This window comes from Streptococcus mitis, from assembly GCF_905187495.1.
Taxonomy (GTDB): Bacteria; Bacillota; Bacilli; order Lactobacillales; family Streptococcaceae; genus Streptococcus; species Streptococcus mitis_CU.
Genome location: NZ_CAJJIB010000148.1, coordinates 21,819 through 45,955 on the forward strand (window position 1 = coordinate 21,819; position 24,137 = coordinate 45,955).

A 24,137-nucleotide genomic window follows, 5' to 3' on the forward strand; every position below is an offset into this window, starting at 1 on the left:
TTGAAAGCTAGTTCTTGAGGTTTTTAACTTATTCGATTTAGAGTGATTCTCAACTATCAAACTGGACTTCTTCTAGGAGATAGTCAATAAAGCGTTCGCCCATCTTAGAAAGGCTGGTTTTTTCATGCTGGATATAGACTAGCTCAATGGAGTCGTCAATATCCAATGGGATAGAAACGATATTGTCTCCGTTGAGGTTGCTGTTCAAAATCCCTGTCGCAATGGTATAACCATCTAAACCAATCAAGAGATTAAAGAGGGTGGCACGGTCACTGACCACGATGGATTTCTTGTGGTGTTCTTGAGAAAGAATTTCTTCTGAAAAGTAGAAGGAGTTATGCGTCCCTTGGTCATAGCTGAGATAAGGGAAATTCTCCAAATCAGACAGTTTCACCTTGTCTCTTTTGGCCAGAGGATTGGTCTTACTGACAAAGATATGCGGTTGAGCGGTAAAAAGATGATGAGCCAGCAGGTGGTTGTCATCCAGCATCTTGGTTAAAACATCACGGTTGTAGCTGTTTAAAAATAGAACACCGACCTCACTGCGGAAGTTCTTGACGTCGTCGATAATTTCCCAAGTACGAGTTTCACGAAGGAAGAGCTCGTATTTCTCCATATCGCTTTTTTTGAGCAGAGAGACAAAGGCATTGACTACAAAAGCATAGTGTTGAGACGAAACGCTAAAGAGTTCACGGTGGGCGACAGGATTTTTATAGCGTTCCTCCAGAAGCTGAGTTTGCTCGACAACCTGACGGGCATAAGAGAGAAACTCCATCCCATCACGGGTTAAGGTGATACCCTTGGGATTGCGGATAAAGATCTCAATGCCCATTTCATTTTCCAAATCTCTCACAGCGTTGGAAAGACTAGGTTGAGTGATAAAGAGTTGCTTGGCCGCCTCATTCATGGAGCCAGTTTCGACGATTTTGATAATATAATGTAATTGTTGAATTCTCATGTTTTTATTGTACCACACTTGCGTCAGAATCGCCAAAGAAGATAGGAAAATCAGGGGCATTGTGTGGGTCTCTGTAAAGTAGTTAAGAAGAAACTTCTAAATCATTTAGTAAATAAGATTAAAAATTTTTCTCGAAAGTAAGAAACTTGCACGATTTACTCATTACTTAGCCAATACTAGAGTTTATACTAGTTACTGTAAAGATGATCATTTAAAAGAAGGAAGGAGGCAACTTTATGGCTAAAAATACAAATCGTTCAGAGATCGATTCTCTAAGTTTTGAAGTTGAAAAGCAAGAACTTTCCGGGCAATCAGAAGCTAGTGGTACACAGCTTTTAAAATGACACTAGCAGATCTCTGTGGATTGTGTTTCACCTATTCCTATGAGTGTACGAGAAATAATGTTCGCTGTTAGATAAAACAACAGGAAAATTCTAGTGTTTTATTACAAAACATTGACAACATTTTGATTTGGTGTTATATTTACGGGGATAAATACAAATAAAACAAGACAACTTTGAGATTGATTCTTTGGATTATGGAAATTAATAGCCAAGAATTGGATGGTAAATCTGCTGCTGGGTGGGGTACGGCTGTTAGATTAACAGCACAGGGGCGTTATGGTTGGTGGTTTACATATTCTTATGAATGTATTTCGCCAAACGTGCGCTGTGGGTAAAACTCTCTATTTTTTGACAGGAGGATAAAATGGAAGGAATTATTGGAACACTAGACTTCTATGCACCTGTACTGGTCTTAGGAGTTGTTGTCATAGGTATTGTTTACTTTATGAAAAAAAGAAACGATCGCAAATAATCAACATCGACCGATACCTGAAAAAGGCATCGGTTTTTTTATTACTTGAATATATTGCACAAAATACTCATGCCAAACATTGAAAGGAACCGTATAATGAGAGAGTAATAAAGAAACGGAGGAATGAAATGATGAAACAGCTTATTGTGACAGGATTAACGAAAACATTTGGTCAAGGGGATAATATCGTTCATGCTTTATCAGATGTGAACTTGTCCGTTGAAAAAGGTGAATTTCTGGCAATTATGGGGGCCAGTGGTAGTGGAAAAACAACACTCCTCAATTGTATTTCAACGATTGATAAACCAACATCAGGTGAGATTCGATTTGAAGATTTTGACATCATCCATGCCAAGGAAAATGAACTAGCTGACTATCGTGCTAAAAACATTTCCTATATTTTCCAAGCTTACAACTTGGTGGAAACCTTGACAGTTTATGAAAATATTGTTCTACCTCTTCAAATTCAGGGGAAAAATATCAAAAAACATCAGGATAAGATTGAGGAAATTTTGGATAAGTTGGATATCCAAAACTTAAAAGATAAGTTTCCTAATCAGTTATCAGGTGGTCAGCGACAACGTGTGGCAACTGCTAGAGCCTTGATTGATGATTCTAAACTGATTATCGCAGATGAGCCGACAGGAGCCTTGGACTCTGCCAATTCTGAAAAACTGATGGCACTTTTGCAGGAAATCAATAAAAGTTTTGGTATTACCATTTTACTGGTTACGCATGACCCTGCCGCAGCAAAGTACTCTTCACGGATGGTGCTACTTAGAGATGGAAAGATTATGGATGATTTGGAACGTAACAGCTTATCTAATGAACAGTATTTGCAAGAGATTTACAGTCGTACCAGATAGGAGGGTGAGAGTATGTATCCAAAATTGATTTTACGAAATGTATTTCGAAATTTACAGACTTATACCATCTATTTTTTCAGTCTGACATTGATTTATAGCTTGCTCTACGCTTTTAATGCTTTACCAAGCCATCCAGTGATGCAAAGTTTATCAGGGGCAAAGGAAATGTTAACGACAGTGATGAGCCAGTACATGGGCTTGCTTTCCTATCTGATTCTATCGGCGATTGCCTTTCTCATCGTTTACGCCACAAATTTTGTGCTGGGACGGCGCAAGAAAGAGCTGGGACTTTATGCAACGCTGGGAATGAAGAAGAAGCAGATTATCCGTACCCTGTTCTTTGAAACCATGCTGGTCAATATCTTTTCCTTGATTCTAGGTTTCTTGCTTGGATTGATCTTACTGGTCATTCTAGCTAAGATTGCATCTGAGTTTTTTATGGCCAATTACTTTGGTAGTCTGCTGTTCTTTGATAGCAAGTCTGTCATCTTACTAGTTTATTCCTATTTTGTAACCAGTTTTATTGTTGGTGTCATGGACATTCTTACCTTTAGAAAGCAAAATATCATTGCACTTATTCAAGAGAATGGGGTCAAGAAATCTGTCTTGGCAAAAGGCAAGCCAGTTCTTCAAGCACTTCTCTTTATTCTTTCAACAGCTGTTATCGGTTTTGGTGCTCTCTATTTTTCAGACTATCACCATCTATCATTCTTGAAAAGCTGGGGTATCTTGCTGGTATCTGTCTTCGTGATTTTTGTGATTTTGTTTTACAATACTTTAAGCCATTTTGTCTTGATTTCCCTTAGAAAACTGCCTCAAACTTACTATAACAAACTAAACACTTTTAAAATCCGTCAATTTTCAAAACAAGCTGATAGTAATTCGGTCACGTTGGCTGTCTTATCCTTGACCTTGACATTGGCTCTCAGCTTACTCGTTTTTAGTGGTAGTGCCTATACGACTATGAACCGAGAGCTGAACAAATACTCACCTTATGATGTAACTGTCAATCTCTACCGTGGTAAAGAGTTTCAATTTTCTCAGGAATCTGTCAAAGACAGATTGAAAGCCGATGGCTTTGACTTTAACCTCATCAAAGAGGAGTACAGCTGCCCTATCTATTCTAGTGATTTAACTTATAAAGATTTGATTGATACTAGCAATCTCTGGGATCATGATAAGAAACTTCCTGAATCAAAAGTACCGATTTTAGGAATTTCTGCCTACAATCATCTCCGCAAACTGCAAGGGAAAAAAGCGGTTGACTTGTCAGAAGACCAATTTCTAGTCAATGCCAATTATAAAGGAACTGCCAAGCAGATCCAGGACTTTCTATCAACGACCAAAACCTTCATGATTAACGGTCGTTCTCTCAACCTTGCCTCTTCAAAGCCACTTGAAACAGTTTACTTTTTATCTTCAGTAACTACAAATGACTCAGGAACCTTGATTGTACCAGATAAGGTAGTAGTTGGATTGACGGAAGACCACACGACCTATGTTGCCAATTTCAAGGAAAATATAGACAAACGGGAAGTAGAAACATTCTTGAGTCAGTGGATTGAAAAATACTACTTCACTCGTGATGGAGAAGAGTTGAATTCGTTCGTCTATCAAACGAAAGGAAGAATTTTTGAGATTTATCTTGGATTTATGGGCGTCATTGTCTTTGTCATGATTTTTGTCAGTGTTATTTTTATCATTATTTCCCTCAGTATCTTGTCACTTCAAACTTCTACAAGCGCTTTGGATAGTGTCAATGATTATCAAATCTTATACCTTCTTGGGAACAAGAGAAAGCAAAATCGCTTTATTCTTTTGCAACAGATACTAAGTTATTTCTTGGTTCCGTTGGTTATCGCAGGTCCGCTAGCGCTTGCCTTGAGTACCGCACTTCTAGGCTATTTTGAAAATTTCGCTAATACCAGCATTTCTATTGATATCACCTATCTGGGAGTAGCGGTTTTACTCTTTGTTCTTTACTTGCTAGTGACTTACAGAGTAAGTTGGCAAATTATTGAAAATTAAGTCAAATACCAGAGTTGCCTATCCGACAATTCTGGTATTGTGTTATAATAATATTAAAGTAGTTCAGGAAGTAGATACATATGAAACAGTTTGTCAAATCGCTCTCGAAAAACTCACTTTTATTGTGGTGGTTGACGATTTTGAATCATCTAGCTTTAATGATTTATATTTATTATAGGATCCCTCTGGACTTTTCGACAGATTTTTCCTTGCAGATGGTTTTATTGCTGCTTATTGCTTTAATTGTATTTAGCTATATTTGTAATATTGTGACCTTTCGGTATAGTGAGTTGAAACTTTGGTTGCTCCTGATGATGTTTCTCATTAGCTGGCAATCCATATTTAATCAAGGAGTTGCGAGCACCCTGTTGCACTTTTTTGATATTCTTCATCCGCTCAACTCTTTTTTATTGGTGTATAGTTCTCTGTCTATTATCTTTCTGGGAGAGAAAATAGGAGAAGAATTGTTGAGTATGTCCTTTGTGTTGACACTAATCACCATTAGTTCGTATCTGTTAAGTCCTTCAATTTTTCTATTTCTGTCCTTGTTTGCGTCTTTCTTTTTAAACCTTGTTCCCTTGATTTTACTGATTTTATATCATAAAGAGTTGAAAAGTAAACTCAAGTATCAGAGACGAAATTTGTGGATATTAGCTTTAATATTGCCTCTTTCTTATTTCTTTTTGTATATCAATACGAGGGGCTCAGGAGTGATGAACCTAGTCTGGTATCTGGAAATTGTTGGCATTTTAGCTTTTTTACACTTCAAAACAATTATCAGCTCTCTTCAAAAAAAGGTATCAGAGTTAAAATTGTCCTATATAAAAGCTTTTTCACGCTTGTTTTTACTGGTTCTGTTTTTGTTAGTAGGCATTTTCATCATCTTTCGTCTCGATTTAAACACGAGCTTTTTGGTCTTGAATATCATGTTACTATTGTTCGGGATTTGTTCGGAAGAATTGATTCGCCTCTTTCGTTCTGCTGAAATGCTAGATGCTAGGGATTATGTAAAAGTTCTCTTTTTAAAGCGTAACCGTATGGTGAAAAGTCTGCTGGCAAATGAAGACACAGAACAACAGTTCTCCGAATTTCTTCACAATGAAATCCTGCAAAATGTGATGGCGATAAAAAATTTCAATAAATATAGTAGCAATCAAGCTTTTGGTGAACAGATCAATCTGGTGACAGAGGAGTTGGTTCAGCGGATTCGCGAGCGGATGGATTATTATCAGCCAATGGTAGAAACAGACGAGCAGTTAGACATCCAGTATCAAGGGCTGATTAATCGGATTGTCAAGCGCTATCACGCAGAAAATGAAGTCGTCACACAGTTTCCTGTCCACTTTAGGCTTTTATCTCCTTACGATAAAATTGCCTATCGTCTGGTTGAGGAGTTGGCGACCAATGCCGTTAAGTACGCTAGTGGTGGAACGATTTCTTTGAAGATTGATGTACATGATGACGCTATTTTTATAATTTCTGAAAATGACTGCCTTCAAACAGAAAAATCCTTAGGTTATGGCTTGAAAAATATGTCTAATAAAATTAGTGTTTTAGGTGGTCAGATGCAGATTTTTGAAAATAATAAGAGATTTCGTGTAGAAATTACTCTCCCGATTGATAAGGAGTTGTGCTATGAAAATTTTGTTAATTGATGATCATAAATTATTTAGCCAAAGTATCAAGATGATTTTAGAGTTATCGGAAAACATTAAAAAGGTCCAGTTAGTGGATAATTTTTCGACTGTCTCGGAGATTGCTTTTAATGACTACGACATTATTTTGATTGACATCAACCTGACGAGTCTGTATCAAGCTGATGGGCTGACCTTGGCACAAGAGATTATCGACAATGGTTGTTCTAGTAAGATTGTAATTTTGACGGGATACAGCAAAAAGATGTATGAACACCGAGCTAAAGCTATGGGGGCTTATGGATTTCTAGATAAAAGTATGGATCCAGATGAGTTGGTGAAAAAACTGGAAAAGATTTATCTAGGAGGTAAGATCTTTTCAGATGAAGTGATGGTAGAGGTGCTAACACCACGAGAAATCGAGATACTAGAACTGGTTAGAAATGGCTTGACTATTGATGATGTCTGTGACAAGGTCTATGTGAGTAAACGTACAGTTTCCAATCACCTGGCCAATATCTTTTCAAAATTAGGAGTGGCTAACAGGCAGGAGGCGATTCATATCGCTGAGCAGTTGGGCTATTTTCCACCAGATTAAAAAGTTGCAGAAGATGCAGCTTTTTTAATTTCTGCGATACTTCTTGTGTGGTCTCTTCTTGAAAAAAACACAAAATTTTGCTAGAATGAGTCTTATGAAAACATTCTATGATGTGCAGCAATTCCTCAAACGATTTGGTATTATTGTTTATATGGGAAAACGCTTATATGATATTGAACTGATGAAGTTGGAACTCTCTCGGATTTACGATGCAGGGTTGATGGACAAATTAGACTATCTAGAAGCAGAAGCGGTTCTTCGCAGAGAGCACAAGATAGAATTGGATTATATTGAGAAAAATGGAGAAATGAACTAATGGTTACTTGGATTTTGTGGGCACTTATACTAGCAATGTTGGCGTGGATGGGTTTTAACTATCTTCGTATTCGCCGTGCGGCTAAAATTGTAGACAATGAGGAGTTTGAAGCCTTGATTCGTACAGGTCAATTGATTGATTTGCGTGATCCAGCAGAATTCCACAGAAAACATATCCTTGGTGCACGCAATATTCCTTCAAGTCAGTTGAAGACGAGTCTTGTAGCCCTTCGTAAGGATAAACCTGTTCTTCTTTACGAAAACCAACGTGCGCAACGTGTGACAAATGCAGCCCTTTACTTGAAAAAACAAGGTTTTTCTGAGATTTATATTCTTTCTTATGGTTTGGATTCTTGGAAAGGGAAAGTGAAGACTAGTTAACCTTATTTCCAAATTAGTCGAATGATAGGATGAAGCTATTGTTTTATGGTATAATTAATTTGTATAAAATTTAAGGAGTTCTTAGAACATGAAAGAAAAGAAGAAAAATCCACTTTTTGTGGGTATCTTGTCGATTATTCTTGGTTTGTTATTTCCTTTGGGAGGTATTGGTTTAGGTATTACCAGTTTATTGTATGCTAACTCACTTCAAAAAGAATCTGGACTAGACTATAAAACAGAAAAAATTATAGCTATTGTAGGGATTGTAGTTTCCGTAATTAATTGGGTTTTAGGATTGATTCTTTTTATGAATTAACTAGTGTAAAACAAAAAAAGCTTTATTTGAAAGCTTTTTTTGTTTTATCCACTTTTCTCTATGTAGTTTTTAATGATTTTCAATTCCTCTTGGTTTAAGGGACGGTATTGACCTTCTGCTAGTTCTGAGTCTAATGTAAACTCACCGAACTGAACTCGTTTGAGGGAGGTTACCTTGACACCAACTGAGAGGAACATTTTCTTGATTTGATGAAATTTTCCTTCTGAAATGGTGATAGAAGCTTGGCTGTGGGAAAGACTTGCAGATAGAATCTCTAGTCTTGCAGGTTTACAGACAGTACCATCTAAAAAGACAATTCCTTTTTGAAAGGCTTGGATATGGTCAGGTGTCAGAAGTCCATTGACCTCAACTTGATAAGTCTTATCGACATGATATTGGGGATGGAGGAGTTGAAAGCCCAAGGGACCGTTATCGGTCACGAGGAGGAGTCCTGTCGTATCTCGGTCCAGTCGGCCGACGGCATAGAGCTTGTCAGACTGGATGTCAGGCGAAAGGAGGTCCATGATGGTTGGAAGTTCCCTGTCTTTATTGGCTGTAACGACACCAGCAGGTTTATGAAGCATAAGGTAGGTGTGCTCATAGCCTTGAATGATTTGGTCTTGAAAAAGGAGTTCTTGTAGACCTGTATCGATATTTTGGGCTAGGGAGCGGGCAGGGCAACCATCGACTAGAATTTCTCCTCTGAGTAAGGCTTGTTTCATGGCCTTTCGGCTGATTTTTTCTTGGGCTAATAAATTATCTAAACGCATACTGTGCCTATCTTATCATAAGTAGCTTGCTTTGAAAAGGCTTGACGTGAAAAGAAAAGCAGAGTGAAAACATTTACACTTGCTTGAATTATGTTATTTACTTGAAATTATGGTATAATCGTTCAGTTAGAAAATAAATTTTGAATATTATAGAGGAAATCATGACAAAATTAAGAGAAGATATCCGTAACATTGCGATTATCGCCCACGTTGACCACGGTAAAACAACCCTCGTTGACGAATTATTGAAACAATCAGAAACGCTTGATGCACGTACTGAATTGGCAGAGCGTGCTATGGACTCAAACGATATCGAAAAAGAGCGTGGAATTACTATCCTTGCTAAAAATACAGCCGTTGCCTATAACGGAACTCGTATCAATATCATGGACACACCAGGACACGCGGACTTCGGTGGAGAAGTTGAGCGTATCATGAAAATGGTTGACGGTGTTGTTTTGGTCGTAGATGCCTACGAAGGAACAATGCCACAGACTCGTTTTGTATTGAAAAAAGCCTTGGAACAAGACCTTGTCCCAATCGTGGTTGTTAACAAAATCGACAAACCATCAGCTCGCCCAGCTGAAGTAGTGGATGAAGTATTGGAACTTTTCATCGAGCTTGGTGCAGATGATGACCAGCTTGATTTCCCAGTAGTGTATGCTTCAGCGATCAACGGAACTTCTTCATTGTCAGATGATCCAGCTGACCAAGAAGCTACTATGTCACCAATCTTTGACACAATTATCGACCATATCCCAGCTCCAGTAGATAACTCAGATGAGCCTTTGCAGTTCCAAGTGTCACTTTTGGACTACAATGACTTCGTTGGACGTATCGGTATCGGTCGTGTCTTCCGTGGTACTGTTAAGGTTGGGGACCAAGTTACCCTTTCTAAACTTGACGGCACAACTAAAAACTTCCGTGTTACAAAACTCTTCGGTTTCTTTGGTTTGGAACGTCGTGAAATCCAAGAAGCAAAAGCAGGTGATTTGATTGCCGTTTCTGGTATGGAAGATATCTTTGTCGGTGAAACTATCACTCCGACAGATGCAGTTGAAGCTCTTCCAATCCTACACATCGATGAGCCAACTCTTCAAATGACTTTCTTGGTCAACAACTCACCATTTGCTGGTAAAGAAGGTAAATGGGTGACTTCTCGTAAGGTGGAAGAACGTTTGCAGGCAGAATTGCAAACAGACGTTTCCCTTCGTGTTGATCCAACTGACTCTCCAGATAAATGGACTGTTTCAGGACGTGGAGAATTGCACTTGTCAATCCTTATCGAAACAATGCGTCGTGAGGGATATGAACTTCAAGTATCTCGTCCAGAAGTTATCGTAAAAGAAATCGACGGTGTTAAATGTGAGCCATTTGAACGTGTTCAAATCGACACTCCAGAAGAATACCAAGGGTCTGTTATCCAAAGCCTTTCTGAACGTAAGGGTGAAATGTTGGATATGATTTCAACTGGTAATGGTCAAACTCGTTTGGTCTTCCTTGTTCCAGCGCGTGGTTTGATTGGATACTCAACTGAGTTCTTGTCAATGACTCGTGGTTACGGTATTATGAACCATACCTTCGACCAATACTTGCCATTGATTCCAGGGGAAATTGGTGGTCGTCACCGTGGTGCCCTTGTTTCTATCGATGCTGGTAAGGCTACAACTTACTCAATCATGTCTATCGAAGAACGTGGTACGATCTTTGTCAACCCAGGTACTGAGGTTTATGAAGGAATGATCATTGGTGAAAACTCTCGTGAGAACGACTTGACAGTTAACATCACTAAGGCTAAACAAATGACCAACGTTCGTTCAGCTACTAAGGACCAAACAGCTGTTATCAAGACACCTCGTATCTTGACACTTGAAGAATCTCTTGAGTTCTTGAACGACGATGAGTACATGGAAGTAACTCCTGAGTCTATCCGTTTGCGTAAACAAATCCTTAACAAAGCAGAGCGTGAGAAAGCTAACAAGAAGAAAAAATCAGCTGAATAAGAGCTAGAAAGAGATAAAGATGGTTTATTTAATCATAGGACTCCTCTTATTACTACTCTATGTATTTGCGACACCAGAAAGCATTAAAGGGACAGTCAATATCGTCCTTGTCGTCTTTGCTTTCGTAGCACTCTTGATTTTACTCATGCTGTCTGTTCTGCAAATCTTTCAGCTACCGACAGAATTTTTTATCGCAATCGCCATGCTCTTCCTAGCATACTTTAGCTTGCGAGATATTACCCTCATGTCGGTTAGTAAAAACAAAAGAAGATAAAAAGAGAGTTTTAGCTCTCTTTTTGCTTGTTAGAATGCTGAATATGAGCATTTTCGTTTAGAATTATTTCCATAAAAATGGTAAAATAGTAAGAGTAGAAATGGAGTTCGAGACATGAAAGTAATAGATCAATTTAAAAATAAGAAAGTCCTTGTTTTAGGTTTGGCTAAGTCTGGTGAATCTGCAGCTCGTTTATTGGACAAGCTAGGTGCCATTGTGACAGTAAATGACGGAAAACCATTCGAGGACAATCCAGCTGCGCAAAGTTTGTTGGAAGAAGGGATCAAGGTTATCACAGGTGGCCATCCATTGGAACTTTTGGATGAAGAGTTTGCCCTCATGGTGAAAAATCCAGGTATCCCCTACAGCAATCCCATGATTGAAAAGGCTTTGGCCAAGGGAATTCCAGTCTTGACTGAGGTGGAATTGGCTTATTTGATTTCTGAAGCACCGATTGTTGGTATTACTGGTTCAAATGGAAAAACAACCACAACGACTATGATCGGGGAAGTTTTGACTGCTGCTGGGCAACATGGTCTTTTATCAGGAAATATCGGCTATCCAGCCAGTCAAGTGGCCCAAACTGCGACAGATAAGGATACGCTTGTCATGGAACTTTCTTCTTTCCAACTGATGGGTGTGAAAGAATTTCATCCAGAGATTGCGGTTATTACCAATCTCATGCCAACTCATATCGATTATCATGGATCATTTGAGGAATATGTAGCAGCCAAATGGAATATCCAGAACAAGATGACAGCGGCTGATTTCCTTGTCTTGAACTTTAACCAAGACTTGGCAAAAGAATTGGCTACTAAAACACAAGCTACAGTTGTACCATTCTCAACACAGGAAAAGGTTGATGGAGCTTATTTGGAAGATGGTCAGCTCTACTTCCGTGGGGAAGTGGTCATGGCAGCGAATGAAATCGGAGTTCCAGGTAGCCACAATGTGGAAAATGCCCTTGCGACGATTGCTGTAGCCAAGCTTCGTGGTGTGGACAACCAAACCATCAAAGAAACTCTTTCAGCCTTTGGTGGTGTCAAACACCGTCTCCAATTTGTGGATGAAATCAAGGGTGTCAAATTCTATAATGATAGCAAGTCAACCAATATCTTGGCTACTCAAAAAGCCTTGTCAGGATTTGACAACAGCAAGGTCGTCTTGATTGCAGGTGGTTTGGACCGTGGTAATGAGTTTGACGAATTGGTTCCAGACATTACTGGACTCAAGAAGATGGTCATCCTGGGTCAGTCTGCCGAACGTGTTAAACGGGCAGCAGACAAGGCAGGTGTGGCATATGTGGATGCGACTGATATTGCAGATGCGACCCGCAAGGCTTACGAGCTTGCGACTCAAGGAGACGTGGTTCTTCTCAGTCCAGCAAATGCCAGCTGGGATATGTATGCTAACTTTGAAGTACGTGGCGACCTCTTTATCGACACAGTAGCGGAGTTAAAGGAATAATATGAAAAAAATTGTCTTTACAGGTGGGGGGACGGTTGGACACGTGACCCTCAACCTTTTGTTAATGCCCAAGTTCATCGAAGATGGATGGGAAGTCCACTATATCGGAGATAAACGTGGCATCGAACACCAAGAAATCCTCAAGTCGGGTCTAGATGTCACCTTCCATTCCATTGCGACTGGAAAATTGCGTCGTTATTTCTCTTGGCAAAATATGCTGGACGTCTTTAAAGTTGGCTGGGGAATTGTCCAGTCGCTCTTTATCATGTTGCGACTTCGTCCACAGGCTCTTTTTTCAAAGGGAGGCTTTGTCTCAGTACCGCCTGTTATCGCTGCGCGTGTGTCAGGAGTGCCAGTCTTTATTCACGAATCGGACCTATCTATGGGCTTGGCCAATAAAATCGCCTATAAATTTGCGACGAAGATGTATTCAACCTTTGAACAAGCTTCAAGTTTGTCTAAGGTCGAGCATGTGGGAGCAGTGACAAAGGTTTCAGATCAAAAAACTCCAGAACCAGATGAATTGGTGGATATCCAAACCCACTTTAATCCAAAATTGCCAACAGTGCTGTTTGTCGGCGGTTCTGCAGGCGCTCGTGTCTTTAATCAATTGGTGACAGACCATAAGAAAGAACTGACAGAGCGCTATAATATTATCAATTTAACTGGAGATTCTAGCCTGAATGAGTTGAGCCAAAATCTTTTTCGTGTTGACTACGTGACCGGTCTCTATCAACCCTTGATGGAGTTGGCTGATATTGTTGTGACACGAGGTGGTGCCAATACGATTTTTGAGCTCTTGGCCATGGCAAAATTACATGTCATAGTGCCACTTGGTCGTGAGGCAAGTCGTGGTGACCAAATTGAAAATGCAGCCTACTTTGTAAAAAAAGGCTATGCAGAAGAGCTTCAAGAAAGCGATTTGACCTTGGATAGTTTAGAAGAGAAGCTTTCTCACTTACTAAGTCACAAGGAAGATTACCAAGCTAAGATGAAGGCTTCCAAGGAATTGAAATCTCTAGCAGATTTTTACCAATTGTTGAAAAAAGATTTATCATAAGGAAAGTAAATGTCAAAAGATAAGAAAAATGAGGGCAAAGAAATCCTCGAAGAATTTAAAGAGTTATCAGAATGGCAGAAACGAAACCAAGAATATCTAAAAAAGAAGGCTGAAGAAGAGGCGGCCCTAGCTGAGAAGAAGGAAAAGGAAAGACAAGCACGAATGGCTTCAAAATCTGAAAAGTCAGATGCAACTGAGGACCAAGAGAGTGAATCTGATCCAAAAGACCCCAAAACAGCTAAGGATGATGCCAAAGAAAAAGTAGAAGAGTCAGAAGACGTCAAAAAAGAAGCAGCCAAAGAAGAACCAAAGTCTAAAAAGACAGAGAAAGAGGATAAACGGGATAAAAAAATAGAGAAAAAGCCTGTAAAGGAAAAACCGGTCAAACCGAAAATTCCAGGAGTTCATATCTGGCGGGCTATCTCGATTTTGTTTCTCAGTCTGCTTTTATTGGTTGTCTCTGCATACTTGCTCAGTCCTTATGCGACCATGAAGGATATTCGTGTTGAGGGAACAGTGCAAACTACAGCTGATGATATTCTACAGGCTTCAGGCATTCAGGATTCAGATTATACGATTAACCTTCTGCTAGATAAGGCAAAATATGAAGAGCAGATCAAGTCTAACTATTGGGTTGAATCAGCTCAGCTTGCCTATCAATTTCCAACTAAGTTTACTATTAAGGTTAAGGAATACGATATTGTTGCCTACTATGTTTCTGGTGAAAATCATTATCCTATTCTTTCCAGTGGTCAGCTTGAAACCAGTTCTGTGAGTTTGGTGAGTCTGCCAGAAACTTATATATCAGTTCTCTTTAATGACAGCGAACAAATCAAAACCTTTACGTCAGAACTTGCTCAAATTAGTCCAGAACTCAAGGCGGCTATCCAGAAGGTGGAATTAGCCCCAAGCAAGGTCACATCAGATTTAATTCGATTGACTATGAATGATTCGGACGAAGTTTTGGTTCCCCTTTCTGAAATGAGTAAGAAATTGCCTTATTATAGTAAGATTAAGCCTCAATTGTCAGAACCAAGTGTGGTCGACATGGAAGCTGGAATTTACAGTTACACTGTGGCGGATAAATTAATTATGGAGGCTGAGGAAAAAGCCAAACAAGAGGCCAAGGAAGCTGAGAAGAAACAGAAAGAGGAAGAGAAGAAAAGACTGGAAGAACAGCAGAATAAACTAGAAGAGGAAAGGAAAAAGCTGGAGGAAGAGGGCAATCAAAACCAAACGACCCGACGTTCATCGCGCCGCTAGGTTTAGCTTTTCTCCTATAGCTCTTTAGTGATCAAGTTTTTACTTGACAAGTGCTAGTAGAAATAATAGAATAGTAAAAAACCTTTAAAGCAGTCCAGAGAGGCAGCTAAGGTTAGACGGTGAAAGGGTGGAGACTACCCATTTTTCGTGGAACCTTGCTGTTGGCAGGTTCCTTTTTTCGTGGCTTCTTGTGGCCAGACTCTCTCACTAGCAAAGGTAAAAGGAGAAACCTATGCGAGAACATCGTCCAGTTATTGCTCTTGATTTTCCTAGTTTTGAGGCGGTCAAGGAATTCTTAGCTCTTTTTCCAGCAGAAGAAAGCCTTTATCTTAAGGTAGGGATGGAGCTTTATTACGCAACGGGGCCTGAGATTGTGTCTTACTTGAAAGGCTTGGGGCACAGTGTCTTTTTGGATCTCAAGCTGCATGACATTCCCAATACAGTCAAGTCAGCCATGAAGGTCCTGTCTCAGCTTGGTGTGGATATGACAAATGTTCATGCGGCTGGGGGTGTAGAGATGATGAAGGCTGCGCGTGAAGGTCTTGGAAGTCAAGCAAAATTGATAGCTGTAACGCAGCTTACATCAACGTCAGAAACTCAGATGCAGGACTTTCAAAATATCCAAACCAGCCTGCAAGAGTCTGTAATACATTATGCCAAGAAGACAGCTGAAGCTGGCTTGGATGGTGTCGTTTGCTCGGCTAAGGAAGTACAACTCATCAAGCAGGCCACCAATCCAGATTTTATCTGTCTGACACCGGGCATTCGTCCTGCAGGTGCTGCAGTAGGAGATCAAAAACGCGTCATGACGCCAGCGGATGCTTATCAAATCGGTAGTGACTATATCGTAGTGGGACGTCCCATTACCCAAGCTGAGAATCCTGTTGCAGCTTATCATGCTATCAAGGATGAATGGACACAGGACTGGAATTAAAGAACTAGATTAGAAAAATAAAAGGAGAATATCATGACACTTGCTAAAGATATCGCTAGCCACCTCTTGAAAATCCAAGCCGTTTACCTCAAACCAGAGGAGCCTTTCACTTGGGCATCTGGTATCAAGTCACCCATTTATACGGATAACCGTGTGACCCTTGCCTATCCAGAAACTCGTACTCTCATTGAAAATGGTTTTGTAGATGCTATCAAAGAAGCCTTTTCTGAGGTTGAAGTGATTGCAGGAACTGCGACAGCTGGGATTCCACACGGAGCTATCATTGCTGATAAGATGAATTTGCCATTTGCCTACATCCGTAGCAAACCAAAAGACCACGGAGCTGGTAACCAAATCGAAGGCCGCGTAGCTCAAGGTCAAAAAATGGTAGTGGTTGAAGACCTTATTTCAACTGGTGGTTCTGTTCTTGAAGCTGTAGCAGCTGCTAAACGAGAAGGAGCAGATGTTCTTGGAGTTGTAGCGATTTTCAGCTACCAATTGCCAAAAGCAGATAAGAACTTCTCAGATGCTGGTGTTAAGCTGTTAACACTTTCTAACTACAGTGAACTCATTCACCTAGCTCAAGAAGAAGGTTACATCACACCAGAAGGCTTAGATCTCCTAAAACGATTTAAAGAAGACCAAGAAAATTGGCAAAATGCCTAAAACATAGAAAATCAGGTAGTCACTAGGATTACCTGATTTCTTTTTGTGATTTCATTGAGAATTATACTCAATGAAAATCAAAGAGCAAACTAGGAAGCTAGCTGCAGGTTGCTCAAAGCACTGCTTTGAGGTTGTGGATAAGACTGACGAAGTCAGTCACATATATAATCCAAGGTGAAGCTGATGTGGTTTGAATTTGATTTTCGAAGAGTATTAGTCGACTTTTCCACCTTCAACAACCAGGTCATCTGCTTTAGCAGCGTCACCGTAGGTTGGGTGAAGTGTTTTTTCATAGGCCTTGTGGAAGAAGTTTTCCTTACCTAATTTTTCAATATCTTTATTGATGAAGTCTAGCAATTCTTGGTTGCCTTTTTGAACTGCTGCTGCGATGGTATCTGGATCACCGAGGGAAGTAATTCCTACTTCAAATCCTTTGTTTTCAAGCGCCCAAGCTAGGACTTCCGTATTGTCAGTAGAGAAGGCATCTCCACGTCCGTCAAGAAGGGCTTGGTAGGCATCGCTATATTGGTCGTATTTTTGAAGCTTGATTTCTGGATGATTCTTTTCAAAATAAGTTTCAGCGGTCGTTCCTTTTGTGACAATTAAGGTTTTACCTTCAAGTTGTTTGATGTCTGTAATGAGACCAGTCTTAGGTGATACGACACCCAGAGAAACTTTCATATATGGAAGGGCAAAATCAACTTGTTTCTTACGTTCATCAGTCACTGTAAAGTTAGCAAGAGTAATATCTACCTTGTTTGAAATCAAGTATTCAGCACGGTTGGCAGCGTCGACTGAAACGTATTTAACCTTCACTCCAAGGTCTTGTGCTAATTGGTTCCCAAGTTCAATATCGTAGCCTTGGTAAGAACCATCATTGTCAACGTAACCAAACGGTTTCTTGTCCCCAAATACGGCGATTCGTAGTTCACCGCTTTTTTTGATTTCATCGATAGTGCGAGCCTTGGCAGTGGTTTTACCAGACGATGCACCAGCATTTCCACCTGAGCTACAAGCTGTGACAAAGATTAGGGCAAAGGCAAGAGCCAAAACAGTTAAGAGTGGTTTGAGTAGTTTCATAAAAATCTCCTTTATAGATATGAGCCAAATTGGCTAAAGTCAAAGACGTTTAAAAATTCCTGAGCTCGTTTGGTTTGCGGATTGGTAAAGAAGGCTTGAGCCGTTCCTTCTTCAGCAATTTTCCCTTGGTCGAGGAAGATAATCCGATCGGCAATTGCTTGGGCAAACTGCATTTCGTGGGTTACTAAAATCATGGTACGGCCTTCTTGGGCCAAATCATTGATAAGTTCCAGAACCTCACGCACCATTTCTGGATCCAGCGAAGCAGTCACTTCGTCAAAAAGGATGATTTCTGGATGCATGAGGAGAGCACGGACAATTGCAACCCGTTGCTTCTGTCCACCAGATAATTGACGCGCAAAGCTATGTTGTTTGTCTAGTAAACCGACACGCTCCAGTAGTTGCAGAGCTTCTTCCATTACTTCCTTCTTGTCTCTTCCCTGAGCCTTGATAGGGCCTAGGATGAGGTTTTGTAGGACATCCAGATGGGGAAAGAGTTCATAGCTTTGAAATACCATGCCAATCTTTTGGCGAACTAGGTGAAAATCTTTTTTATTTTCAACGATAGACTGACCATCCAGCAGGATATCTCCACCTTGAATACTTTCTAAGCCATTGAGGCAACGAAGGAGGGTACTTTTCCCACAACCAGATGGTCCTAGGATAACAACAACTTCCCCTTTTTTGATTTCTAGAGAAAGTCCTTGGAGGATGGGATTGTCTCCGAAGGATTTTTTTAGTTCCTTGATTTCTAGGATAGTTTCAGACATTTAGTTCCTCCAATGTTTTTCTAAGTGAGTGGATAGTTTGGAAATAGGGAAGCAGACTGCGAAATACAAGACCAGAATGGTTCCATAAATCCAAAAGGAAGCGGTTGGGATGGTCAGGCGATTGCTATCAATGATTTGTTGTCCAACTTTGGTAACCTCTACAACTCCAATCAATACGACTAAGGAAGTGGTTTTGATCATCCGAGTGACAAGGTTAATGGCCTGCGGTAGCAGTCTTCTCAAGACTTGTGGGATGATAATGTGGTAGTAAAGTTGAACATTGGTCAAACCTAGCGCCTGTCCACTTTCAAACTGATGCTTAGGGAGGGAAGTGATGGCTCCACGTACCAAGTCTCCCATTTCAGCCGTTCCCCAGAGGGTAAAAACGATAATAGCTGAAGTCTCACCTGAGATATTGATATTAAAGTTTCGAGCCAAGCCAAAGTAAACGATGAAGAGCAACACCAGTTGGGGCATGATACGGATAAATTCCAGATACAATCGTGTTAAAAATCGTACGATTCTAGAATGGGAAGTCATGATGATTCCCATGACTGTTCCGAACATCATGGATAAGAGGACAGACAGGATGGATATGCCAATCGTAACGCTCAATCCCTGTAAGATTCTCAGGAGATTATTTCCCTGAAAGAGTACTTGGATTCCCGAATCCTGCATGGCGGAGCCTCCTTTCTATCCAGCTAAAGACCAGTGAGATGGGTAAAAGCATTATCAGATAAGCAACTACCAACATAGCTAGCGCAATGTCTGTCTCATAGTAGAGCCCAATCAAGTCCTTGGCGACGTACATGAGGTCGGCCAAAGCCACTGCTGAGAAAACAGAGGTTTCCTTGATGAGGAAAATGACATTAGCACTAAAAGATGGTAGAGCAACCGCTGTTGCTTGCGGAAAAACTACATAGCGAAAGACCTGTACAGGTCTCAGACCAATGGCCAATCCTATCTCCTGCTGGGTTTGACTAACAGCTTCCAGCCCACTTCGAAAAGATTCTGCCATATAGGAGCCTCCTAAAAAGATAAGTCCCAGAGTAGCACAGACTTCTGAAGATAGGACAATCCCTACTCTAGGAAGACCGAAGTAGAGAAAGAAGAGTTGAATCAAAAGGGGCGTATTACGTGACAATTCAATATAGGCTGTCGCTACTTGCGCCAAAACAGGGATTCGATAATGTCGGATGATACTAACGATTAAACCGAGCAGAAAGGATCCCAAAATTCCCCAAACTGCAATATGCAAGGTTAGAAAGAATGCCTTTTGATATAGTGGTAGATATTGTTCAACAATGGACCAATCCAAAAATAGAACCTCCCATCTAGAAATAATACAGTTATTGTAGCACTTAAAATCTTCTTTGGATAATATCTATTTTTTATTGCCGTTATAAGGATTTTTTATCATAGACATAAAATTTCTGAAATTTCCAAACAAAATATTTGAAAAGTTTTGAAAAAAGAGTTATGATATTTTTGTAATATACAAAGTAAACGCTTACTTATTAAGGAGGGCATTTTATGTCATACAAAACAAGCAATGCAGAAGGTCATGTAGACTTCATCAATACCTATGATTTGGAGCCAATGGCGCAACAGGTTATTCCTAAAGCAGCATTTGGCTACATCGCTAGTGGGGCGGAAGATACTTTCACTTTGCGTGAGAATATTCGTGCCTTTAACCACAAACTCATCGTTCCTCATACACTTTGCAATGTAGAAAATCCAAGTACTGAGATTGAATTTGCAGGTGAAAAATTGTCTTCACCAATCATTATGGCGCCTGTTGCGGCTCATAAATTGGCAAATGAACAGGGTGAAGTGGCGACTGCGCGTGGTGTGCATGAGTTTGGTTCCCTCTATACAACCAGTTCCTACTCTACTGTCGATCTTCCAGAAATTACGGAAGCCCTTCAAGGGACACCACATTGGTTCCAATTTTACTTTAGTAAGGATGACGGTATCAATCGCCATATCATGGACCGTGTGAAGGCTGAAGGTTATAAAGCGATTGTCTTAACGGCAGATGCTACGGTAGGGGGCAATCGTGAGGTTGATAAGCGTAATGGTTTTGTCTTCCCAGTTGGCATGCCGATTGTTGAAGAATATCTGCCAGAAGGTGCTGGAAAATCAATGGACTTTGTTTACAAATCAGCTAAACAACGCTTGTCTCCACGTGATGTAGAATTTATCGCTGAATACTCAGGACTTCCTGTTTATGTCAAGGGACCACAATGCCGTGAGGATGTTGAACGTTCACTTGCTGCAGGTGCCTCTGGTATCTGGGTAACCAACCACGGTGGCCGCCAAATCGACGGTGGTCCAGCTGCCTTTGATTCACTTCAAGAAGTAGCAGAAGCAGTTGACAAACGCGTACCAATTGTCTTTGACTCAGGTATTCGTCGTGGTCAACACGTCTTTAAAGCCTTGGCTTCAGGAGCAGACTTGGTAGCTATTGGCCGCCCGGTTATCTATGGTTTGGCTCTCGGTGGTAGTGTTGGTGTGCGTCAAGTCTTTGAACACTTGAATGCGGAATTGAAGACAGTTATGCAGTTGTCTGGAACTCAGACTATTGAAGATGTTAAACATTTTAAACTTCGTCATAACCCATACAACCCAACCTTCCCAGTTGACCCACGCGACTTAAAATTGTATTGATAAAACAGCTTGCCTCCACTTGATGTGGAGGTTTTTGCTTGTGTTTTATACTCTTCGAAAATCTCTTCAAACCCCTTGGATTATATTCGAAAATCTCTTCAAACCCCTTGGATTATATATGTGACTGAAACCTCAAAGCAGTGCTTTGAACAGTCTGCGGCTAGCTTCCTAGTTTGCACTTTGATTTTCATTGAGTATTAAACGTTTTAATAAAGGAAAATCGCATCAAAAACAATATAAATATATTTTTCAATCAAATATCTTGCTAGGGCTTTCATTTTTTGCTATACTGGTGCAGTAATTAAATAATAAAGACATTTGGGGTGCTTTAGGCTGAGATGATACCCATTGAACCTGATACAGTTAAGACTGGCGAAGGGAAATGTGAATAGTTTTTTTCGTATGGCGAAATGAACGATCTAATCTTGTAAGTCAACTCTAATTATTGATTGTAATTGGAGTTTTTTTGTTTATATAAGCTGGATGAAGGTGATACAAAGCTTTTAGGTAGCTCTTCTTGAACGCCCTTGATTTTCTTTAAAAAGGTCAAGTAAAACTAGGATTTTCTTGATGTTTTGTTGATTACGAACGAGTAAAGAGAGGAAAAGTAAATATGGAAACACAAGACTATGCATTTGAGCCAGGTTTGACTGTTGGAGAATTATTAAAAAGCAGTCAGAAGGATTGGCAGGCTGCAATCAATCATCGTTTTATTAAGGAACTTTTTGCGGGGACAATTGAGAATAAGGTCTTAAAAGACTACCTAATTCAAGATTATCACTTCTTTGATGCCTTCTTATCCATGCTGGGTGCATGCGTAGCCCACGCAGACCAGCTTGAATCCAAGCTTCGTTTTGCCAAGCAACTAGGTTTTCTTGAAGCAGATGAAGACGGTTATTTCCAGAAGGCTTTCAAAGAGTTAAAAGTATCTGAGAATGACTATCTGGAAGTGACCTTGCATCCTGTAACAAAAGCCTTTCAGGAGCTTATGTATTCTGCTGTGTCATCATCAGATTATGCTCATCTTTTGATCATGCTGGTCATTGCAGAAGGTCTCTATTTAGACTGGGGTTCTAAAGATTTGGTTCTACCTGAAGCCTATATTCATTCGGAATGGATCAATCTCCACAGAGGTCCTTTCTTTGCAGAGTGGGTTCAATTTCTGGTTGACGAACTTAATCGTGTCGGGAAAGGTCTAGAAGATTTGACAGAACTTCAGCAACGCTGGAACCAAGCAGTCGCTTTAGAATTAGCCTTTTTTGATATTGGTTACGACGCCTAGAGAAGGTTTAGGATATTTACAAATTTGATGAGGTAAATTATTCAATGTAAATAAAAAAATTTCTTAACGAAAGATAGAGATAAATCGAAATCAGTAGATCGTATAAAGTGAAAAGGAAGGATTTCAATATGACAAGTTTAAAATTATTAAAAGAAAAAGCACCTTTGGTCATTTGCATCACCAATGATGTAGTAAAAAATTTCACAGCAAATGGATTAGTAGCACTGGGTGCATCACCAGCTATGAGTGAGTTTCCTGCAGATTTAGAGGATTTGTTAAAGTATGCTGGAGGTTTATTAATAAACATAGGAACATTGACAGATGAAAATTGGAAATTATACCAAGCTGCTTTGAAAATTGCAGAGAAATATAATGTCCCAGCAGTTTTAGATCCTGTAGCCTGTGGAGCAGGAGAATATAGAAAAAAAGTAGCAGATGATCTAATTAACAATTACAAACTAGCAGCGATTAGAGGAAATGCTGGCGAGATTGCCTCTTTAGTAGGAATAAATGTGGCATCTAAAGGAGTAGATAGTGCGGGTGTAGATAATATTGACGAAATTGCTCTAGCAGCAAATGAGAAGTTCAATATCCCTATAATAGTAACAGGTGAAGTGGATGCCATTGCGGTAAATGGAGAAGTGGTAACGATTCATAATGGTAGTGCCATGATGCCAAAAGTTATTGGGACAGGATGCTTATTAGGTGCTGTAGTAGCAAGCTTTATCGGACTTGAAAAAGGTCAAGAGTTGAAATCATTAGAAACAGCAATGTTGGTTTACAATATCGCTGGAGAAATGGCAGAAAAACGTCCAAATGGGCATCTTCCAGGTACCTTTAAAGTTGAATTTATAAATGCCTTATACGAGATTACAGACGAAGATATAAAGAAATTCAAAAGAGTGAAGTAAAATGTTTCATAAAGAATTACTAAAACTATATTTTATTTGTGGAACGACTACTTGCCAGGGAAAAAATCTATATACAGTCGTCGAGGAAGCCTTAAAAGGTGGTATAACCTTATTTCAATTCCGTGAAAAAGGTGAGGGAGCCCTGAAAGGTAAAGAAAAAGTCGAATTAGCAATTAAACTACAGGATCTTTGTAAAAAATACAATGTTCCGTTTATTGTTAATGATGATATTGATTTGGCAATGGAAATTGACGCTGATGGCGTACATGTAGGACAGGATGACCTTGGAGTTGATGAAATTAGAAAATTGATGCCAGATAAAATAATTGGTCTTTCTATAAAAAACGAGGAAGAATTTCAACAATCAAAAGTTGAATATGTAGATTATGTCGGTGTTGGTCCTGTATTTGATACCCAATCAAAGGATGATGCTGGTGGTGCTATAGGTTATGAAGGTCTTAAATTGATGAGAAAACTACTGCCACAAATGCCCTTAGTTGCAATTGGTGGGATACAGACGCAACATATTAAAGACATTATACAGACCAATATAGATGGTGTTTCAATCATTTCAGCAATATCGTATGCAAAAAATATAGAAAAAACTGTTCGAGAAATGAGTGAACAATAGGTATCTATCCTTGGATTCTAAGTAAGTGGAAGTTTTCCTTTTCTAAAAAGATATGTCCAGATTCAGTTTAAATAGCTAATCTATCAAACAAGACATTTGGTTTTTGTAAAAGAAAGACTTGCTATCTTTGTGAGTGCAAGAGTGTGTTTCCCAGTTCAATTTCTTGAACTGGAAAAAATCGTTTGTTATAATATTTATATAATTAAATAATAAAGACATTTGGGGTGCTTTAGGCTGAGATGATACCCATTGAACCTGATACAGTTAAGACTGGCGAAGGGAAATGTGAAATGGTTTTGTATTTATAGAAACTAACCATCTAATCTTGTAAGCTGAACTCTAATTCTTGTGTGTAATTAGAGTTTTTTGTTTTTACTAGATAGACTAGATGCAGAGTATGATGGTAGTATCTCTTAAATGCCCAATTGTCTAAAAGGAGTTTTT

27 protein-coding genes and 2 riboswitches are annotated in these 24,137 nt (G+C 39.7%); of the genes, 20 read left to right on the forward strand and 7 right to left on the reverse strand.

Going from position 1 to position 24,137, the window contains the following annotated elements; genetic code table 11:
- Positions 1-49: 49 nt before the first annotated feature.
- A complete protein-coding gene (locus tag JQ843_RS05910; protein WP_203213141.1) occupies positions 50-958 on the reverse strand; it encodes a LysR family transcriptional regulator in 909 nt (302 codons plus the stop codon).
- 538 nt (positions 959-1,496) lie between these two features.
- Here JQ843_RS05910 and slmA point away from each other — a divergent pair.
- The 4 genes from slmA to JQ843_RS05930 all read left to right on the forward strand — a co-directional run bounded on the left by slmA (position 1,497) and on the right by JQ843_RS05930 (position 4,668).
- Positions 1,497-1,637 carry a salivaricin M family lantibiotic gene (gene slmA / locus JQ843_RS09760; RefSeq protein WP_338014947.1) on the forward strand — a complete coding sequence of 47 codons (141 nt, stop codon included), beginning with the start codon at positions 1,497-1,499 and terminating at the stop codon, positions 1,635-1,637.
- 29 nt (positions 1,638-1,666) lie between these two features.
- Complete coding sequence (locus JQ843_RS05920; RefSeq protein WP_020901952.1) at positions 1,667-1,774, forward strand: QVPTGV class sortase B protein-sorting domain-containing protein; 108 nt, start codon at positions 1,667-1,669, stop codon at positions 1,772-1,774.
- Between the two features lie 131 nt (positions 1,775-1,905).
- Positions 1,906-2,640, forward strand: coding sequence for an ABC transporter ATP-binding protein (locus tag JQ843_RS05925; protein WP_203213170.1), 735 nt, complete (start codon positions 1,906-1,908; stop codon positions 2,638-2,640).
- 12 nt (positions 2,641-2,652) lie between these two features.
- Positions 2,653-4,668: an FtsX-like permease family protein gene (locus JQ843_RS05930; RefSeq protein WP_203213142.1), complete on the forward strand. Its 2,016-nt coding sequence runs from the start codon at positions 2,653-2,655 to the stop codon at positions 4,666-4,668.
- Between the two features lie 239 nt (positions 4,669-4,907).
- Here the strand turns inward: JQ843_RS05930 and JQ843_RS09765 are convergent, their stop codons facing one another.
- Positions 4,908-5,060: a hypothetical protein gene (locus tag JQ843_RS09765; RefSeq protein ID WP_020901949.1), complete on the reverse strand. Its 153-nt coding sequence runs from the start codon at positions 5,058-5,060 to the stop codon at positions 4,908-4,910.
- Positions 5,061-5,594: 534 nt separating this feature from the next.
- Between JQ843_RS09765 and JQ843_RS09770 the strand changes: the two genes are divergently transcribed.
- The 5 genes from JQ843_RS09770 to JQ843_RS05955 all read left to right on the forward strand — a co-directional run bounded on the left by JQ843_RS09770 (position 5,595) and on the right by JQ843_RS05955 (position 7,912).
- Positions 5,595-6,323, forward strand: coding sequence for a sensor histidine kinase (locus tag JQ843_RS09770; protein WP_238393759.1), 729 nt, complete (start codon positions 5,595-5,597; stop codon positions 6,321-6,323).
- Positions 6,304-6,900: a response regulator transcription factor gene (locus JQ843_RS05940; protein ID WP_203213144.1), complete on the forward strand. Its 597-nt coding sequence runs from the start codon at positions 6,304-6,306 to the stop codon at positions 6,898-6,900. Before JQ843_RS09770 ends, JQ843_RS05940 begins: the two co-directional genes overlap by 20 nt.
- A gap of 85 nt (positions 6,901-6,985) precedes the next feature.
- Positions 6,986-7,216 (forward strand): YqgQ family protein, encoded by a 231-nt coding sequence (locus JQ843_RS05945; RefSeq protein WP_171043344.1) that lies wholly within the window; start codon positions 6,986-6,988, stop codon positions 7,214-7,216.
- Entirely contained in the window at positions 7,216-7,596 is a 381-nt protein-coding gene (locus JQ843_RS05950; RefSeq protein WP_000259259.1) for a rhodanese-like domain-containing protein, read from the forward strand. The genes JQ843_RS05945 and JQ843_RS05950 overlap by 1 nt, the downstream gene beginning before the upstream one ends.
- Before the next feature lie 88 nt (positions 7,597-7,684).
- Positions 7,685-7,912 carry a hypothetical protein gene (locus JQ843_RS05955; RefSeq protein WP_000660081.1) on the forward strand — a complete coding sequence of 76 codons (228 nt, stop codon included), beginning with the start codon at positions 7,685-7,687 and terminating at the stop codon, positions 7,910-7,912.
- A 44-nt stretch (positions 7,913-7,956) separates the two neighbouring features.
- Here JQ843_RS05955 and JQ843_RS05960 read toward each other — a convergent pair whose 3' ends face one another.
- On the reverse strand, positions 7,957-8,682 hold the full coding sequence (locus tag JQ843_RS05960) for a 16S rRNA pseudouridine(516) synthase (protein WP_203213145.1): 726 nt from the start codon (positions 8,680-8,682) through the stop codon (positions 7,957-7,959).
- A gap of 161 nt (positions 8,683-8,843) precedes the next feature.
- Here JQ843_RS05960 and typA point away from each other — a divergent pair, with 161 nt between their 5' ends.
- The 7 genes from typA to pyrE all read left to right on the forward strand — a co-directional run bounded on the left by typA (position 8,844) and on the right by pyrE (position 16,349).
- Positions 8,844-10,685, forward strand: coding sequence for a translational GTPase TypA (typA, locus tag JQ843_RS05965; RefSeq protein WP_033685240.1), 1,842 nt, complete (start codon positions 8,844-8,846; stop codon positions 10,683-10,685).
- A gap of 19 nt (positions 10,686-10,704) precedes the next feature.
- Positions 10,705-10,959, forward strand: a complete 255-nt coding sequence (locus JQ843_RS05970; RefSeq protein ID WP_000262672.1) for a DUF3165 family protein — start codon at positions 10,705-10,707, stop codon at positions 10,957-10,959.
- A 114-nt stretch (positions 10,960-11,073) separates the two neighbouring features.
- Positions 11,074-12,426: a UDP-N-acetylmuramoyl-L-alanine--D-glutamate ligase gene (gene murD / locus JQ843_RS05975; protein ID WP_004256174.1), complete on the forward strand. Its 1,353-nt coding sequence runs from the start codon at positions 11,074-11,076 to the stop codon at positions 12,424-12,426.
- A 1-nt stretch (position 12,427) separates the two neighbouring features.
- Positions 12,428-13,486, forward strand: a complete 1,059-nt coding sequence (locus JQ843_RS05980; RefSeq protein ID WP_084863068.1) for a UDP-N-acetylglucosamine--N-acetylmuramyl-(pentapeptide) pyrophosphoryl-undecaprenol N-acetylglucosamine transferase — start codon at positions 12,428-12,430, stop codon at positions 13,484-13,486.
- 9 nt (positions 13,487-13,495) lie between these two features.
- Positions 13,496-14,749, forward strand: a complete 1,254-nt coding sequence (locus JQ843_RS05985) for a cell division protein FtsQ/DivIB (RefSeq protein WP_203213146.1) — start codon at positions 13,496-13,498, stop codon at positions 14,747-14,749.
- Positions 14,750-14,981: 232 nt separating this feature from the next.
- Complete coding sequence (gene pyrF / locus JQ843_RS05990; protein WP_203213147.1) at positions 14,982-15,683, forward strand: orotidine-5'-phosphate decarboxylase; 702 nt, start codon at positions 14,982-14,984, stop codon at positions 15,681-15,683.
- Positions 15,684-15,716: 33 nt separating this feature from the next.
- The gene (pyrE, locus tag JQ843_RS05995) at positions 15,717-16,349 is read left to right on the forward strand and encodes an orotate phosphoribosyltransferase (protein ID WP_203213148.1); all 633 of its coding nucleotides are present in this window, start codon (positions 15,717-15,719) and stop codon (positions 16,347-16,349) included.
- 213 nt (positions 16,350-16,562) lie between these two features.
- On the opposite strand, the gene JQ843_RS06000 is transcribed toward pyrE, so the two are convergent.
- Genes JQ843_RS06000 through JQ843_RS06015 form a run of 4 tightly spaced genes read right to left on the reverse strand, consistent with a single transcriptional unit; the run spans position 16,563 to position 19,517 of the window.
- Positions 16,563-17,429: a cysteine ABC transporter substrate-binding protein gene (locus tag JQ843_RS06000; protein WP_203213149.1), complete on the reverse strand. Its 867-nt coding sequence runs from the start codon at positions 17,427-17,429 to the stop codon at positions 16,563-16,565.
- An 11-nt stretch (positions 17,430-17,440) separates the two neighbouring features.
- Positions 17,441-18,199 (reverse strand): amino acid ABC transporter ATP-binding protein, encoded by a 759-nt coding sequence (locus tag JQ843_RS06005; RefSeq protein WP_084929753.1) that lies wholly within the window; start codon positions 18,197-18,199, stop codon positions 17,441-17,443.
- Positions 18,200-18,877 carry an amino acid ABC transporter permease gene (locus JQ843_RS06010; protein ID WP_203213150.1) on the reverse strand — a complete coding sequence of 226 codons (678 nt, stop codon included), beginning with the start codon at positions 18,875-18,877 and terminating at the stop codon, positions 18,200-18,202.
- Complete coding sequence (locus tag JQ843_RS06015; protein WP_203213151.1) at positions 18,837-19,517, reverse strand: amino acid ABC transporter permease; 681 nt, start codon at positions 19,515-19,517, stop codon at positions 18,837-18,839. Before JQ843_RS06015 ends, JQ843_RS06010 begins: the two co-directional genes overlap by 41 nt.
- Before the next feature lie 215 nt (positions 19,518-19,732).
- Here JQ843_RS06015 and lctO point away from each other — a divergent pair, with 215 nt between their 5' ends.
- The 4 genes from lctO (at position 19,733) to thiE (ending at position 23,693) form a co-directional block, all read left to right on the forward strand.
- On the forward strand, positions 19,733-20,869 hold the full coding sequence (lctO, locus tag JQ843_RS06020) for an L-lactate oxidase (protein WP_000120723.1): 1,137 nt from the start codon (positions 19,733-19,735) through the stop codon (positions 20,867-20,869).
- Positions 20,870-21,178: 309 nt separating this feature from the next.
- Positions 21,179-21,267, forward strand: a riboswitch (TPP riboswitch).
- A 215-nt stretch (positions 21,268-21,482) separates the two neighbouring features.
- The gene (locus JQ843_RS06025; protein ID WP_203213152.1) at positions 21,483-22,151 is read left to right on the forward strand and encodes a TenA family protein; all 669 of its coding nucleotides are present in this window, start codon (positions 21,483-21,485) and stop codon (positions 22,149-22,151) included.
- 128 nt (positions 22,152-22,279) lie between these two features.
- Positions 22,280-23,062, forward strand: a complete 783-nt coding sequence (gene thiM / locus JQ843_RS06030) for a hydroxyethylthiazole kinase (protein ID WP_203213153.1) — start codon at positions 22,280-22,282, stop codon at positions 23,060-23,062.
- Position 23,063: 1 nt separating this feature from the next.
- The gene (thiE, locus tag JQ843_RS06035; RefSeq protein ID WP_203213154.1) at positions 23,064-23,693 is read left to right on the forward strand and encodes a thiamine phosphate synthase; all 630 of its coding nucleotides are present in this window, start codon (positions 23,064-23,066) and stop codon (positions 23,691-23,693) included.
- A 210-nt stretch (positions 23,694-23,903) separates the two neighbouring features.
- A riboswitch (TPP riboswitch) is annotated at positions 23,904-23,992 on the forward strand.
- Positions 23,993-24,137: the final 145 nt, after the last annotated feature.